Below are 15,620 nucleotides of genomic sequence, written 5' to 3'. Positions count from 1 at the left end.
ATGGGTAAACTGATCTGGCTGATGGGGCCATCCGGCTCCGGTAAGGACAGTCTGCTGGCCGAACTCCGCCAGCAGGAACCGGCGCAACTGCTGGTGGCGCACCGTTACATCACCCGCGCCGCCAACGTCGGGAATGAAAATCATATTGCGCTGAGCGAACAAGAGTTTTTTACCCGCGCCGGGCAGAACCTACTGGCGCTGAGCTGGCACGCCAATGGCTTTTACTACGGCGTTGGCGTGGAGATTGACCTCTGGCTACACGCCGGTTTTGATGTGGTGGTCAACGGCTCGCGTGCGCATCTGCCCCAGGCGCAGGCCCGTTACGGCACATCTTTACTCCCCATTTGCTTACAGGTTTCTCCGGCAATTTTACGCCAGCGCTTGCAGGCTCGTGGACGGGAGAGCGAAACGGAAATCGCCGCCCGTCTTGAGCGCGCAGCCCGCTACGCCCCGTATGACTGCCACGTCCTGAACAACGATGGAAGTTTGCTACAGTCTGTCGATACACTACTCACACTGATGGGACGCAAGGAGAAGAAACATGTCTGTCTGTGAATTACGCCGCGCTACGCTATACGATACCGATGCGGTTTATGCGCTCATCTGTGAGTTGAAACAGGGTCAATTCGACCTGCAGGCCTTTAGTGCCGGATACGCCGCAAATCTGCAAGATCCCAATATGCACTACCAACTGGCGCTGCTCGACGGACAGGTCGTCGGCTTGATCGGTCTGCACCTTCAGTTTCATCTGCACCACGCTAACTGGATTGGCGAAATACAGGAACTGGTGGTGATGCCGCAGGCGCGAGGATTAACGGTAGGCAGTCAGTTACTGGCCTGGGCCGAAGCCACCGCGCGCGAAGCGGGTGCAGAGATGACCGAGCTTTCCACCAGCACTCAACGCCTTAACGCTCACCGTTTTTATCAGCGCGAAGGCTATACCCAGAGCCATTTTCGCTTCACTAAACCGTTGTAGGGGGAGCCATGAGTCTGACCATTACGCTGACGGGAACGGGCGGCGCGCAGCTGGTGCCGACATTTGGCTGCGACTGTGCGGCCTGCCAACGAGCACACTTACAGGCGCAATACCGTCGACGCCCTTGTAGCGGGGTGGTTAAGTTCAATAATGCGGTGACGCTGCTGGACGCGGGGATCCCGCATCTGATGGACGACTGGCCGGCGGGCAGCTTCCAGCAGTTTCTGCTGACTCACTATCATATGGATCATGTGCAAGGGCTGTTTCCGTTGCGCTGGGGTGTGGGGGCGACCATCCCGGTGTACGGTCCGCCGGATGAACAGGGTTGCGACGATCTGTTTAAGCATCCCGGCATCCTCGATTTTAGCCATACCGTGGCACCGTTCGTGGTGTTCGACCTGCAAGGATTGCAGGTAACGCCGCTACCGCTCAACCATTCAAAGCTGACGTTTGGTTATCTGCTGGAGACCGCACATAGCCGCGTGGCGTGGCTCTCCGATACCGCCGGACTTCCCGACAAGACGTTGAAGTTTCTCCACAATAACCAGCCTCAGGTGATTATCATTGACTGCAGCCATGCCCCGCGCGCCGAGCCACCGCGCAATCATTGTGATTTAAACACCGTTATCGCATTGAACGACGTCATCCGCTGCCCACGGGTGATCCTGACGCATATCAGCCATCAGTTTGATCTGTGGATGATGGAACATCCGCTACCAGTAGGGTTTGAGGCAGGATATGACGGAATGGAGATTGTGCTGGAGTAAGGAAATTTGCCGGATGCGATGAAAACATCTTATCCGGCCTACAAACAGATGATTAAGCGACTTTTTTTGCGCCGACATCTCGCTGCGCAATAAAATCTTTAACTGAAACAATCCGGTTCAGTTCTTCTTGCGCCCGCATGTCATTTTCAACTTCCCACAGGTCAACCGCCGCCTGTAGGTTACGCCAGAAATCAACGGAGGTATCGAACGCTTTTGCCAAACGAAACGCCATATCCGTTGTTAATTTGCGATTATTGTTGACCAGTGCGCTCACTGTATTGCGGTGAACATGCAGAATTTCAGCCAGATCGTTGATTTTCAGATCAAGCGGTTCCAGGTATTCATATTGCAGGATATCACCCACAGTCGTTGGTTTTCTGGATGCCTGTTTCATATCGTTACCTTACGTTTTCTCTAATAGATGTGTGGATCTAAGTACACATCTTCGGCCTTACCATTAATCCATTTAAATATTAATCGGTACTGCTTGTTTACTCTGATTGAAGAATATTCCTGTAATTTTCCGGTTAACTCTTCATATCTGTTACCGGGTGGCGAGCGCAAATCCCGATGCGAAACAGCCGCATTAATGATATCCAGCTTTCTGGCTAATGCAGTGTGAATATCCGCAGGTATTTTTCTGTGCGATGTCGCCCGTTCAAAAAAATCTTCAAGCCATGTATCCCGAAAATTTCTGATATTTAATGATTTAGACATTCCATTGCCAGCACCACTTCCATAAGCATAGAGAGATTGTAGTGCACACATGCACTGTGCTCAAGTGCATTCATTAACATAAAATGGTGAGCTGTTGGGCGAGCAGGTAAATCCCTGCCAGAAAGATAAAATACCCATAAATTTAAATCGTTACCGCTAACGATCGTAATCTTCTTCCATTCTGCGCTCTTCGTCTTCTAACTGACGCCGTTCTTGATCGAGCTGGCGCTGACGGTCATCCAGTTGGCGACGCCGATCTTCAAACTGGCGGCGGCGATTGTCATATTGCCTGCGCCGGTCGTCACTCATCTGGCGCTGCCAGCTTTCGTCACGGGAGTCATCATAATCCCGCCCGTTGTTCGGTTTGTATGCGTCGTTAATCGCCTGCTGAATATTACCAATGGCGTCATCGATAATATCCGCCTGTGCCGATACGGTGGTCAGCATTAGCAAACTAAAAAGAAGGAATGTCGCGGAGCGTTGCATAAAACCAGCCTCATCAAGAAACTCGCCCCACGGTAATCAAAGCGTATTTGCGCGGGTAGCGGAGGAATCTCAATTACGCGAATGCCGCAGCGCCTGCGCCAGCTCTCCCCGAGTAAAAGGCTTACGCAATAGCGCCACATCCGGCAACGCCGGGTTATGCGCCGGACGTAAATCCTGACCGCTTATCAGCAGGATGGACAACTGCGGATAATGTGCCTGAGCATGGTTAACCACATCCACGCCGCTTAAACCACCTGGCAGCATTAAGTCGCTGATAAAAATATCAATCTCGGATGAAGCCGCCAGCATATGCATCGCCTGTTCCCCGTTTGCGGCCTCTAACGTCAGGTAGCCCAGCAGGTGTAATTGCTCGCACAACGTCTGGCGTACATCGTCTTCATCCTCAAGCACCAACACCAGTTTTTCACCGCTGTTCGCCGCATGTACCGCCACCGGTTCTGCCTGAGCCTGCACCGGCACAACGGCACGAGGCAGTTGTAGCCTGACCGTCGTTCCCTGCCCGGGAGCGCTTTCAATCTCCACCCGACCTCCGGACTGGCGCACAAAACCGTAAACCATCGACAGCCCCAGTCCGCTGCCGCTACCGGTCTGTTTGGTGGTGAAAAACGGCTCGAAGACCTGGGCTTTCACCTCCTGTGACATCCCGCTCCCCTGGTCGGCAACCTCCAGCATCACCATATCCTGCTTGCGCCCATCGCTGCGCGTGACCCGCTGATTCCAGGTACGGATTTTAATCGTGCCCGCCTGCCCGTCCATGGCATCACGGGCGTTCATCACCAGATTGATAATGGCGTTTTCCAGTTGGCTGACGTCAATCCACGCGGGCCAGGCGGGAGACTGGGCTTCAATCTCCAGCGTCAACGTGGCCGGAAGAGAGTGGCGCATCAGTTCGCCCAGATTTTCCAGCAGCGTTTTCAGCTCCACCGCATGAGGGTGCAGCGACTGTTTGCGCGAAAAGGCCAGCAGTCGCTGGGTAAGCAGCGCCCCACGCTCGGCGGCTTTTAGCGCCCGATTGACCCGCGGCGCGTCGGGAGAATCCTGATCCACCAAATCCAGGCTGCCAATAATAACCGCCAGCAGGTTATTGAAATCATGTGCTAATCCACCCGTCAGTTGCCCCACCGCCTTCAGCTTTTGGCTGTGCAACAGCGCCTCTTCCAGCCCCTGACGCTCGGTGCGATCGATTTCCATCTGGCTGGTTTTTTCTTTTAGCAGTCGGGTGGTGTGCTCCAGCGACGCCGTATTCCGGGCAAAGACGCTAAAGGCGCGGGCCAGCTCGCCTAACTCATCGCGACGCTGCAGGGCCGGGACGCTGACGTCTGATTCACCGTGCGCCAGCCGGGTCATCGCCCGTGAAATGGCCGTCAGGTTGGAACCGAGATTACGGTAGATATACCACCCGGCAAAACCGGTGATCACCACCGCCAGCAACGCAAACACTAAAATAAACAACGCGCCGGATTGCAGTTCCTGATGGCTTTGCGCCACCCGTTGCTCTGAGATCAGCGCCACCTGCGAGGCATACTGATTGATATCGCTGTTGAGGATCGCCACCAGCGCTTTGATATGAAACATATACCAGTTGATGGCCAAATCGCTCTGCTCCAGCGCGGAAGAGAGCGGCTCCAGCTTATGCAGCTCCTGGTTGAAGTCGTTGAGGATACCGCTAATCAGCGGACTAGCATGGCGCAAGGGAAGCGCAGGCATCACCGCATCCAGTTGTTTCACCACCGAACGCGGCGTGGGCGTGTCGATGGCGGCAACAATTAAGCGGTCCATCTGCCCCAGCAGCGCATCATCCTGCGCGCCGGTCAACTTTTGCAGATGACGTAAATAGCTTTGATTTTGATACAGCGAACTGAGCAACGCGTTACGCTCCAGGTGTCGCCGCTGCCCGCGCTGCAACATCCCTTCTACGCTGCTTTGTAGTTCATTACTGCGCTGGATAATACGCTCGACCAGCACCGGCTCTTGCTGTGCCAGCGGCGCGGTAGCCAGTTGTTCCAGCGACTGCTTCAGCGCCCTTTGCGTCTCCTGCAGCCGCTCCGCTTCCCCTTTGTATTCCAGCGCCCCGACCACCTGCGACAGCCGCACCGCCGCCGTCGCCACGTTCGCCGTATCCCGCGCCAGGTTCATGCTGCCGGTCATGTCGTCAACGGTTTGCTGCTGCACCTGCTCCTGAATCTGACTGGCATGCTGAAAACCCAGCACCGCCACGCCGCTCACCATCAGCGTGACAGCCACCACCAGCAGATTGAAGAACAGCAATCGTCCGCGAGCACTGGCGAGAAAGTGACGTCCCGGTTGCGGCATATCACGCTCCGTGAAGAAAAATCGCAATATGACAAATATGAACGGCTTCTGACATTTTGCATTTACATTCCTGTGATGGACTGCTGATATCGGCCACCCCACAGGAGATCCGCCATGAGCAGGACACCGGTTCTGGAGATGCGCAACATTGCTAAAGCGTTTGGCAAATTTTACGCGCTGAAAGGGGTCGATTTAACGGTCTGGCCGGGCGAGATTCATGCCCTGATGGGCGAGAATGGCGCGGGGAAGAGCACCCTGATGAAGATCCTCGCAGGCGCCTATACCGCCACCAGCGGTGAGATCCTGATTGACGGTCAGCCGTTCCATATTCGCGGTCCTAAAGATGCGCTTAGCGCAGGCATCACGCTGATTTATCAGGAGATGCAGCTCGCGCCGAACCTGACGGTAGCGGAAAATATCTTTCTTGGCAGCGAGCTGTCGCGCGGCGGGCTGGTCCAGCGTAAAGAGATGGTCATGCAGTCGCAGAAAGTCATCGACCGACTCGGTGCCCAGTTTAAGGCCAGCGACCGTGTGATGACGTTGACCATCGCCGAACAGCAGCAGGTGGAAATTGCCCGCGCCCTGCACCGTAACAGCCGCATTCTGGTAATGGATGAACCCACCGCCGCCCTCTCCTCACGTGAAACTCACCGCCTGTTTGAACTGATCATGCGCCTGCGCGATGAGGGGATGGCGATTATCTACATCAGCCACCGCATGGCGGAAGTGTACGAACTCTCGGACCGCGTCAGCGTCCTGCGCGATGGGCAATATGTTGGCAGCCTGACCCGCGACAAGCTCAACGCCTCGGAGCTGGTACGCATGATGGTGGGCCGTCCGTTGAGCGATCTGTTCAACAAAGAGCGCGATATTCCCTTAGGTAAAGCACGCCTCAATGTTCATCACCTGACCGACGGCCATAAAGTCCAGCCGTGCAGCTTGCTGGTGCGCTCCGGGGAGATCGTCGGCCTGGCCGGGCTAGTCGGTGCCGGGCGTTCTGAACTGGCTCAGCTGATTTTTGGCGTGCGTAAAGCCATCGGCGGCATGATTGAAGTAGACGGTGAACCGGTGGTGATCCACTCCCCGCGCGAGGCGATTGACCACGGCATTGGCTTTCTGACGGAAAACCGCAAAGAGCAGGGATTATTTTTAGAGCTGGCAGCGGCAGAAAACATCACCATGGCAACGCTGGAGCGTGACGCCAACTGGGGCATGCTCGATCGCAAAAAGGCGCAGGCTATTTCCGATGACGCCATCAAGCTGCTCAACATCCGCGTGCCGCACGCACAGGTACGCGCGGGCGGGCTGTCCGGCGGAAATCAGCAAAAACTGCTGATTTCACGCTGGGTCGCGATCGGCCCACGTATTTTGATCCTCGATGAACCCACGCGCGGCGTGGACGTCGGTGCCAAAAGCGAGATCTACCGGATCATGAACGATATGGCGCGCAAAGGCGTAGCGATCCTGATGATCTCCAGCGAGCTGCCGGAAGTCGTCGGTATGAGCGATCGCGTTTATGTCATGCGGGAAGGCAGTATTGCCGGCGAGCTGAACGGACAAAGCATTACCCAGGAAAATATTATGACGCTGGCAACCGGCGTGAACGACTCCCACCATCAGGCGGTGCCCCATGAATAATCCAACCACTCCCCAGCAGGTGGCGAAATCCGCCTCCGCAAAAAAAATGCTGATGAGCGATCTGATGCAAACGGTCGGCATCTTACCGATTCTCATCCTGATTGTGGCGGTATTTGGCTTTATCGCGCCTAACTTTTTTACCGAAAGTAACCTGCTGAATATTACCCGTCAGGCCTCGATCAACATCGTGCTGGCGGCTGGCATGACCTTCATTATTTTGACCGGCGGGATCGACCTCTCGGTTGGCTCGATTCTCGGTACCACCGCTGTCGCAGCCATGGTCGTTTCTCTTATTCCTGAGCTTGCCATGCTATCGATTCCGGCGGCGCTGATGCTCGGTCTGGTGCTGGGATTGTTTAACGGCGCGCTGGTCGCTTTTGCCGGACTACCGCCGTTTATCGTCACGCTTGGAACCTATACGGCGCTGCGCGGTGCGGCCTATCTGCTGGCCGACGGTACAACGGTGATTAACTCCAATATCAGCTTTGAGTGGATCGGTAACAACTATCTCGGCCCGGTTCCGTGGCTGGTGGTCATTGCGCTGGCGGTGGTGGTGGTGTGCTGGTTCATTCTGCGCCGCACCACGCTCGGCGTTCATATCTACGCGGTCGGCGGCAATATGCAGGCCGCACGTTTAACCGGGATCAAAGTGTGGCTGGTGCTGCTGTTCGTCTACGGCATGAGCGGTTTGCTCTCAGGTCTTGGCGGGGTGATGAGCGCCTCGCGGCTGTATAGCGCCAACGGCAACTTAGGCATGGGTTACGAGCTGGACGCCATCGCGGCGGTGATCCTCGGCGGCACCAGCTTTGTTGGCGGGATCGGCACCATCACCGGCACGCTGGTGGGGGCGTTGATAATCGCCACGCTCAATAACGGCATGACGCTGATGGGCGTCTCCTATTTCTGGCAACTGGTGATCAAAGGGGCGGTGATCATCATAGCGGTGCTGATCGACAAATACCGTACCCGACACCATCAAAGTGCATAGACAAGCTTACTGGCCTGCTCATTCGTAGGCCTGATAAGCGCAGCGCCATCAGGCGTATAACAACAATACCCTACGTGAGGAAACGAGTATGCGTTTGAAGCCATTAGTAACCGCGCTCTGTGCTGGCGCCCTGCTTGCTGCAGCTCCGTTTGTGCAGGCAAAAGAACTGAAATCGATCGGCGTTACGGTGGGCGATCTGGCCAACCCGTTCTTCGTGCAGATCACCAAAGGCGCGGAGCTGGAAGCACGCAAGCTGGCAGGTGATAGCGTTAAAGTAACGCTGGTTTCCAGCGGCTACGATCTGGGTCAACAGGTGTCGCAGATCGACAACTTTATTGCCGCCAAAGTCGACATGATTATCCTTAACGCCGCCGACTCCAAAGGCATCGGCCCGGCGGTAAAACGCGCGAAAGACGCCGGGATCGTGGTGGTTGCCGTTGACGTGGCAGCGGAAGGCGCAGACGCGACCATTACCTCCGATAACACCCAGGCAGGTGAAATGGCCTGTAAATACATTACCGACCGCCTGAAAGGCAAAGGCAACGTCGTCATCATCAACGGGCCGCCGGTTTCCGCCGTCCAGAACCGCGTGGAAGGCTGCCAGACTGAGTTTAAACGCCACCCTGACATCAAGGTGCTGTCGCATAACCAAAACGCCAAAGGCAGTCGTGAAGGCGGGCTAGAGATCATGACCGCGCTGCTGGCGGCGAATCCGAAGATCGACGGCGTATTCGCCATTAACGATCCGACGGCGATCGGTGCCGATCTGGCGGCAAAACAGGCGCAGCGTAGTGAATTCTTTATTGTCGGCGTAGATGGATCCCCGGACGGTGAAGAAGCGCTGAAGCGCGAAAACTCACTATTTGTGGCGACTCCGGCACAAGATCCGCGGGTGATGGCTGCCAAAGCGGTCGAAATCGGCTATGACATATTGCAGGGGAAACCCGCCCCGAAAGAACCCGTGCTGATCCCGGTGACGATGATCGATAAAAACAACGTCGGCAGTTATAAGGGTTGGACGGTTAAATAGCCCGCCACAACAACGCCGGATGGCGGCAAAAATGCCCTATCCGGCCTACAAGATCGCTATGAATTTGTAGGCCGGATAAGCGCGGTGCCATCCGGCATTATATTAAGGAGGATTCAGCCGATGAAACGCTCCGCAATAAACGAGATCCTTGGCCACACGCGCCAGTTTTTCTCTCAGCACGACGTGCATCTCCCCCCTTTTGCCAGCTTCCCCCCGACCCAATGGCGCAAGCTTGATGCTGCAGCCTGGAGCGAAGTGTTCGACCTTAAGCTCGGTTGGGATGTCACCGCATTTGGCGGCAACAATTTCGCCGCGCAAGGGTTAACGCTGTTCACTCTGCGTAATGGCTCGCCGAAAGGCATGCCTTACGAGAAATGCTACGCCGAGAAAATCATGCATGTTCGCGATGCGCAGGTCACGCCGATGCATTTTCACTGGCGCAAACGCGAAGACATTATCAATCGCGGCGGCGGCAATTTAATTGTGGAACTGTGGAATGCGGGGATCCGGGAACAAACGGAGGAGACCGACGTCAGCGTGGTAATTGACGGCTGTCGGCAAACCCATGCAGCGGGCAGTCAGTTACGCCTGACGCCGGGTGAAAGCATCTGCCTGCCGCCGGGCCTGTATCACAGCTTCTGGGCGGAAGAAGGTTTTGGCGACGTGCTGGTCGGCGAGGTTTCTTCTGTTAATGACGACGACCACGATAATCACTTTTTGCAACCGATCGCCCGCTATAACGACATTGAAGAAGACGAGCCGGCGCAGCTGGTGCTGTGTAACGAATATCGCCTGTTCCGCTAACCAAGGAGCGCATTATGCCGTTGATATCTCTCGCTGATGGCCTTGCCCATGCCCGTGAGCATCACTATGCCTTAGGGGCATTTAATGTTCTGGATTCACACTTCCTGCGCGCGCTGTTTGCCGCGGCAAAGCAGGAACGTTCGCCGTTTATCATCAATATCGCCGAAGTACATTTTAAATATATCTCGCTGGATTCTCTGGTCGAAGCGGTCAAGTTCGAAGCCGCGCGGCATGACATTCCGGTGGTGCTAAACCTTGACCACGGCCTGCACTTTGAGTCGGTAGTTCGGGCACTACGCTTAGGGTTCAGTTCAGTGATGTTCGATGGCTCCACGCTGGAGTATGAAGAAAATATCCGCCAGACCCGCGAAGTGGTGAAGATGTGCCACGCCGTCGGCGTGTCGGTGGAAGCCGAACTGGGTGCAGTCGGCGGCGATGAGGGCGGCGCGCTGTACGGCCATGCCGACGAGTCGCTGTTTACCGACCCGATGATGGCGCGTGATTTCGTCGACAGAACCGGGATTGACGCGCTGGCGGTCGCCATTGGCAATGCCCACGGCAAATACAAAGGCGAACCGCTGCTCGACTTCCCGCGTCTGGACGCCATTCGCCAGCAGGCGGCAATCCCGCTGGTACTGCACGGCGGCTCCGGCATCAGCGAGGACGATTTCAAGCGCGCGATTGAACTCGGCATTCACAAAATCAACTTCTATACCGGCATGTCGCAGGCGGCGCTGTCGGCGGTAGAAACACGGATGGCGAATCGCCAGCCGCTGTACGACGAATTCGCCGAACTGCTGCTCGGCATTGAAGAGGCCATTACCGATACCGTTTCGGAACAGATGCGCATTTTTGGCAGCGCGGGACGGGTCTGATGGAACGCAAAGGCGTTATCGCCGCAGGCAACATGCTGGTCGATCACGTGCATCAAATTGTGCAGTGGCCGGAACGTGGCTGGCTGGCGGAAATCACCCGTAGCGTACGCGCCACGGGCGGTGCGCCGCTTAATGTGCTGCTGACGCTGGCAAAAATGCACACTGGGCTGCCGTTGCAGGCGGTGGGGTTAATCGGTCAGGACAGCGACGGCGACTACATTATGGCGATGCTGGAGCAGTATCACGTTAATCGCCAACACGTGCAGCGCACCACATTCGCCCCCACGTCGATGTCGCAGGTGATGACCGATCCCAGCGGTCAGCGCACCTTTTTCCACTCGCCCGGTGCCAATCGGCTACTCGATCTGCCTGCGTTTGAGCAACTGGATACCTCGATGAAAATCTTCCATCTGGGATATCTGCTGCTGCTCGACAGTCTGGACATGCCGGATGAGGAGTACGGGACGCGTAGCGCACGGCTGCTGGCGCAAATGCGCGACAACGGCTTTGAAACGTCGCTGGATCTGGTCTCACGCAAGGGCGACCCGCGCTATCAACCGCTGGTGATGCCAGCCCTGCGCCATCTCGACTATCTGGTGATTAACGAGCTGGAAGCCGGGGAGTTCAGCGGGCTGGAGATCCGCCAGCCCAACGGCGAACTGCATATTGCGCACATCGCCACCGCCGCACGCGAATTATTGAATGCAGGTGTACGCCAGCGGGTGGTGATCCACTGTCCGGAAGGTGCCTGGGGTGAAGCGCCGGATCTACCGGGCGTCTGGATCCCGTCGCAGTACCTGGCGCAGGAGGAGATCGTTGGCAGCGTCGGAGCGGGAGATGCGTTTTGCGCTGGATTTTTGTATGGCTGTCATGAGCGCTGGTCGCTGACGGACAGCGTCAGGTTGGCACACGCCTGTGCGCGGGCAAGCTTGCTGTGCGCGAATGCGATAGATGGCGCGAAGACGCTGGCAGAGTTGAAAGCAGAAATGGCTGACGCCTGATGCGCTACGCTTATCAGGCCTACGGGGTCGTTATCGTTTTTGTAGGCCGGATAAGGCGTTTACGCCGCATCCGGCAACTGCACACGATCACGCCGCCTTATCGTGATGTTGCACGTCGGCGGCAAACACATAACCCAGCCCGCGCAGGGTTTTGATCAACATTGGCTGGTGCGGATTGTTCTCTATTTTTCGCCGCAGCCGCATGATTAACACGTCAATAGTGCGGTCAAACACCTCAACGCTGTCGCTGCGCGTCAGCTCCAGCAGCTGTTCCCGGCTCAGCACCCGGCGGGCATTTTGGGCCAGCGCCAACAGCAGGCTGTATTCCCCTTGCGTCAACTCCACCTTCAACTGCTGGGGATTATGTAACTGGCAACCGGCGGTATCCAGATGCCAGCCATTGAAAGAAAGCCCCGTGGTCTGTGGGCTGCCGCTTTCTGCCGTTAACACGCCAACGCGTCTGAGCACCGCCTTTACCCGCGCCACCAGCACCCGCGCATTGAACGGCTTACCGATATAGTCGTCAGCCCCCATTTCCAACCCAACAACTACATCCGACTCGCTGCCAAGCCCGGTCAGCATCACCACCGGTAATCCGGGCCTCAACTTCTGCACCTGTTGTAGCACCATCAGGCCGTTAGTATCGGGCAACATCATATCCAGTAATACCAGAGCGATATACGGCTGAGTCTCAATGCAGCGCAGCGCCTCCTGCCCGGTGTGACAGGCGGTCACCGTAAAGACGTGTTCGCTCAGCACATCCTGTAAAAGCGTGCAGACAGCGATGTCATCATCCACAACCAGTATGGCTGGCTTCATTGTTTTTCCCCATTTCTGGCCAACTTAAATGAGTGTGATTGATTCTGCACAGAGTGACAGCGATAAGGCACAAGGATGTGCGGGAAACATAACCTCGGTCACACTGCCGGGGCGTCACGTATTGGAGATTCGTCACGTCAAATATGACGACAGCCTGTTTTTCGTCAGGGTTTTGCGCAAAATTCGCCCGTAATATCGACTAATGCCCCTGATAAAAACATGGCATAAAAGATGCATAACAAAAACGACAAGCGCGTATGCGCGATTTGATTAACTGGAGCGAGACCGATGAAAAAAGTCGTCACGGTTTGCCCATATTGCGCATCAGGTTGCAAAATCAACCTGGTGGTCGATAACGGCAAAATCGTCCGGGCTGAAGCGGCGCAGGGGAAAACCAACCAGGGTACCCTGTGTCTGAAGGGCTACTATGGCTGGGATTTTATCAATGATACCCAGATCCTGACCCCTCGTCTGAAAACCCCTATGATCCGTCGCCAGCGTGGCGGCAAACTGGAATCCGTTTCCTGGGATGAAGCGCTTGATTACGTCGCCAGTCGTCTGAGCGCCATCAAAGCGAAGTATGGCCCGGACGCTATTCAGACGACCGGTTCATCTCGCGGTACGGGTAACGAAACCAACTATGTAATGCAAAAATTCGCGCGCGCCGTTATTGGTACCAATAACGTTGACTGCTGCGCTCGCGTCTGACACGGCCCATCGGTTGCAGGTCTGCACCAATCGGTCGGTAACGGCGCAATGAGTAATGCTATCAATGAAATTGATAACACAGATTTAGTATTCATCTTCGGGTACAACCCGGCGGATTCCCACCCGATCGTGGCGAATCACGTGATTAATGCTAAACGTAACGGGGCGAAAATCATCGTCTGCGATCCGCGCAAAATTGAAACCGCGCGTATTGCCGACATGCACATCGCGTTGAAAAACGGCTCGAACATCGCGCTGCTCAACGCTATGGGTCATGTCATCATCGAAGAAAAACTGTATGACCAGGCGTTCGTCGCCTCCCGTACGGAAGGATTCGAAGAGTACAGCAAGATCGTCGAAGGCTACACGCCGGAGTCCGTCGAAGATATCACTGGCGTTAGCGCGCAGGATATTCGTCAGGCTGCACGTATGTATGCCACGGCGAAAAGCGCGGCCATCCTGTGGGGCATGGGTGTTACCCAGTTCTATCAGGGCGTGGAAACCGTGCGTTCACTGACCAGCCTCGCAATGCTGACCGGCAACCTCGGTAAGCCGAGCGTGGGCGTTAACCCGGTTCGTGGGCAGAACAACGTTCAGGGCGCATGTGACATGGGCGCGCTGCCGGATACTTATCCGGGCTATCAGTATGTGAAAGATCCGGCTAACCGCGAGAAGTTCGCTAAAGCCTGGGGCGTGGAAAGTCTGCCTGCTCATACCGGTTATCGCATCAGCGAACTGCCGCACCGTGCAGCGCATGGCGAAGTACGCGCGGCGTACATCATGGGTGAAGATCCATTACAAACCGATGCTGAACTCTCCGCAGTGCGCAAAGGCTTTGAGGATCTGGAACTGGTCATCGTGCAGGATATCTTCATGACCAAAACTGCCGCTGCCGCAGACGTTATTTTACCGTCTACGTCATGGGGTGAGCATGAAGGCGTATTCTCCGCAGCTGACCGTGGCTTCCAGCGCTTCTTTAAAGCCGTTGAGCCGAAGTGGGATCTGAAAACGGACTGGCAGATTATCAGTGAAATCGCCACCCGTATGGGCTACCCGATGCACTACAACAACACCCAGGAAATCTGGGACGAGTTGCGTCATCTGTGCCCGGATTTCTACGGTGCCACTTACGAGAAAATGGGCGAACTGGGTTATATCCAGTGGCCTTGCCGCGACACCTCAGAAGCCGACCAGGGTACGTCTTATCTCTTCAAAGAGAAGTTCGACACCCCGAACGGCCTGGCGCAGTTCTTCACCTGCGACTGGGTAGCGCCAATCGACAAACTCACTGAGGAGTACCCGATGGTACTGTCTACAGTGCGTGAAGTCGGCCACTACTCTTGCCGTTCGATGACCGGTAACTGTGCGGCGTTGGCCGCGCTGGCGGATGAACCGGGCTATGCCCAGATCAACACCGCCGACGCAGAACGCCTGGGCATCCAGGATGAAGAGCTGGTGTGGGTGAACTCGCGTAAAGGCCGGGTCATTACCCGTGCGGCAGTCAGCGATCGTCCAAACAAAGGCGCGATTTACATGACCTACCAGTGGTGGATTGGCGCATGTAATGAACTGGTAACCGAGAACTTAAGTCCAATTACCAAAACGCCGGAGTACAAGTACTGTGCTGTAAACGTTGAACGCATTGCCGATCAGCGCGCTGCCGAGCAGTATGTCATTGATGAGTACACCAAGCTGAAAGCCAGCCTGCGCGAAAGCGCGATGGGTTAAGCTTCCCCTGACGGCCTCCATTCGGAGGCCGTTTTTTTGTGCACAGAAAACCCCCAGCTAGGCTGGGGGTTCCGGAAAGCTTTCAGCTTTGGGCCAGTTATTAAAACCCCTTTTGATTTGTTAAAACACCTTGCGGTCTGGCAACTGCAAGGGTTAAACAAGAAATCAAAAGGGGGTCCCAATGGGGGACGAAAAGAGCTTAGCGCACACCCGATGGAACTGTAAATATCACATAGTTTTTGCGCCCAAATACCGAAGACAAGCATTCTACGGGGAGAAACGTAGGGCGATAGGCAGCATCTTAAGAAAGCTGTGTGAGTGGAAAAACGTGCGGATCCTGGAAGCGGAATGCTGTGCAGATCATATCCATATGCTTGTGGAAATCCCGCCCAAAATGAGCGTATCCGGTTTTATGGGTTATCTGAAAGGTAAAAGCAGTCTGATGTTGTATGAGCAGTTTGGTGATATGAAGTTTAAATACAGGAACAGGGAGTTCTGGTGTCGTGGGTATTACGTAGATACGGTGGGTAAGAACACAGCAAGGATACAGGAATACATAAAGCACCAGCTTGCAGAGGATAAAATGGGCGAGCAGTTATCGATCCCTTATCCGGGTAGCCCGTTTACGGGCCGTAAGTAACGAAGTCTGATGCAAATGTCAGATCGTATGCGCCTGTTAGGGCGCGGCTGGTAACAGAGCCTTATAGGCGCATCAGAAAAACCTCCGGCTATGCCGGAGGATATTTATT

At 55.5% G+C, this 15,620-nt stretch carries 16 protein-coding genes; 11 read left to right on the top strand and 5 right to left on the bottom strand.

Annotated elements, in window-relative coordinates; all coding sequences use genetic code 11:
* The 3 genes from phnN to phnP are packed head-to-tail and all read left to right on the top strand — an operon-like array spanning nt 1 to nt 1,743.
* Nucleotides 1-555: a ribose 1,5-bisphosphokinase gene (gene phnN / locus OGY08_RS07145; RefSeq protein WP_125363585.1), complete on the top strand. Its 555-nt coding sequence runs from the start codon at nt 1-3 to the stop codon at nt 553-555.
* Nucleotides 542-976, top strand: a complete 435-nt coding sequence (gene phnO / locus OGY08_RS07140; RefSeq protein WP_048215113.1) for an aminoalkylphosphonate N-acetyltransferase — start codon at nt 542-544, stop codon at nt 974-976. Before phnN ends, phnO begins: the two co-directional genes overlap by 14 nt.
* Nucleotides 977-984: 8 nt before the next feature.
* Entirely contained in the window at nt 985-1,743 is a 759-nt protein-coding gene (gene phnP, locus OGY08_RS07135) for a phosphonate metabolism protein PhnP (protein ID WP_125363584.1), read from the top strand.
* A 52-nt stretch (nt 1,744-1,795) separates the two neighbouring features.
* Here the strand turns inward: phnP and OGY08_RS07130 are convergent, their stop codons facing one another.
* The 4 genes from OGY08_RS07130 to OGY08_RS07115 form a co-directional block, all read right to left on the bottom strand.
* Nucleotides 1,796-2,137: a HigA family addiction module antitoxin gene (locus OGY08_RS07130; protein WP_008786950.1), complete on the bottom strand. Its 342-nt coding sequence runs from the start codon at nt 2,135-2,137 to the stop codon at nt 1,796-1,798.
* Between the two features lie 20 nt (nt 2,138-2,157).
* Complete coding sequence (locus OGY08_RS07125) at nt 2,158-2,460, bottom strand: type II toxin-antitoxin system RelE/ParE family toxin (protein ID WP_032942116.1); 303 nt, start codon at nt 2,458-2,460, stop codon at nt 2,158-2,160.
* 156 nt (nt 2,461-2,616) lie between these two features.
* Nucleotides 2,617-2,946 (bottom strand): DDRRRQL repeat protein YjdP, encoded by a 330-nt coding sequence (gene yjdP, locus OGY08_RS07120; RefSeq protein WP_125363583.1) that lies wholly within the window; start codon nt 2,944-2,946, stop codon nt 2,617-2,619.
* 69 nt (nt 2,947-3,015) lie between these two features.
* Nucleotides 3,016-5,280: a hybrid sensor histidine kinase/response regulator gene (locus tag OGY08_RS07115; RefSeq protein ID WP_125363582.1), complete on the bottom strand. Its 2,265-nt coding sequence runs from the start codon at nt 5,278-5,280 to the stop codon at nt 3,016-3,018.
* A 114-nt stretch (nt 5,281-5,394) separates the two neighbouring features.
* On the opposite strand from OGY08_RS07115, the gene OGY08_RS07110 reads away from it, so the two are divergent.
* The 6 genes from OGY08_RS07110 to OGY08_RS07085 all read left to right on the top strand — a co-directional run bounded on the left by OGY08_RS07110 (nt 5,395) and on the right by OGY08_RS07085 (nt 11,616).
* Entirely contained in the window at nt 5,395-6,918 is a 1,524-nt protein-coding gene (locus tag OGY08_RS07110) for a sugar ABC transporter ATP-binding protein (protein WP_003844755.1), read from the top strand.
* Nucleotides 6,911-7,906 (top strand): ABC transporter permease subunit, encoded by a 996-nt coding sequence (locus OGY08_RS07105; protein WP_008786947.1) that lies wholly within the window; start codon nt 6,911-6,913, stop codon nt 7,904-7,906. Before OGY08_RS07110 ends, OGY08_RS07105 begins: the two co-directional genes overlap by 8 nt.
* An 88-nt stretch (nt 7,907-7,994) precedes the next feature.
* Nucleotides 7,995-8,936 carry an ABC transporter substrate-binding protein gene (locus tag OGY08_RS07100; RefSeq protein WP_125363581.1) on the top strand — a complete coding sequence of 314 codons (942 nt, stop codon included), beginning with the start codon at nt 7,995-7,997 and terminating at the stop codon, nt 8,934-8,936.
* 120 nt (nt 8,937-9,056) lie between these two features.
* Entirely contained in the window at nt 9,057-9,740 is a 684-nt protein-coding gene (locus tag OGY08_RS07095) for a D-lyxose/D-mannose isomerase (protein WP_032942114.1), read from the top strand.
* Nucleotides 9,741-9,754: 14 nt separating this feature from the next.
* Entirely contained in the window at nt 9,755-10,615 is an 861-nt protein-coding gene (locus tag OGY08_RS07090; RefSeq protein WP_125363580.1) for a ketose 1,6-bisphosphate aldolase, read from the top strand.
* Complete coding sequence (locus OGY08_RS07085) at nt 10,612-11,616, top strand: carbohydrate kinase family protein (protein ID WP_286565850.1); 1,005 nt, start codon at nt 10,612-10,614, stop codon at nt 11,614-11,616. Before OGY08_RS07090 ends, OGY08_RS07085 begins: the two co-directional genes overlap by 4 nt.
* Nucleotides 11,617-11,703: 87 nt before the next feature.
* Here OGY08_RS07085 and OGY08_RS07080 read toward each other — a convergent pair whose 3' ends face one another.
* The gene (locus OGY08_RS07080; protein WP_057068926.1) at nt 11,704-12,435 is read right to left on the bottom strand and encodes a response regulator; all 732 of its coding nucleotides are present in this window, start codon (nt 12,433-12,435) and stop codon (nt 11,704-11,706) included.
* Between the two features lie 288 nt (nt 12,436-12,723).
* On the opposite strand from OGY08_RS07080, the gene fdhF reads away from it, so the two are divergent.
* Entirely contained in the window at nt 12,724-14,871 is a 2,148-nt protein-coding gene (gene fdhF, locus OGY08_RS07075) for a formate dehydrogenase subunit alpha (RefSeq protein ID WP_081003612.1), read from the top strand.
* A 181-nt stretch (nt 14,872-15,052) separates the two neighbouring features.
* A complete protein-coding gene (tnpA, locus tag OGY08_RS07070) occupies nt 15,053-15,511 on the top strand; it encodes an IS200/IS605 family transposase (RefSeq protein ID WP_057069660.1) in 459 nt (152 codons plus the stop codon).
* Nucleotides 15,512-15,620 lie beyond the last annotated feature (109 nt).

Source organism: Citrobacter sp. Cpo069 (assembly GCF_030332785.1).
Classification (GTDB): Bacteria; Pseudomonadota; Gammaproteobacteria; order Enterobacterales; family Enterobacteriaceae; genus Citrobacter; species Citrobacter portucalensis.
This window is presented reverse-complemented; position numbering and strand designations above follow the sequence as displayed.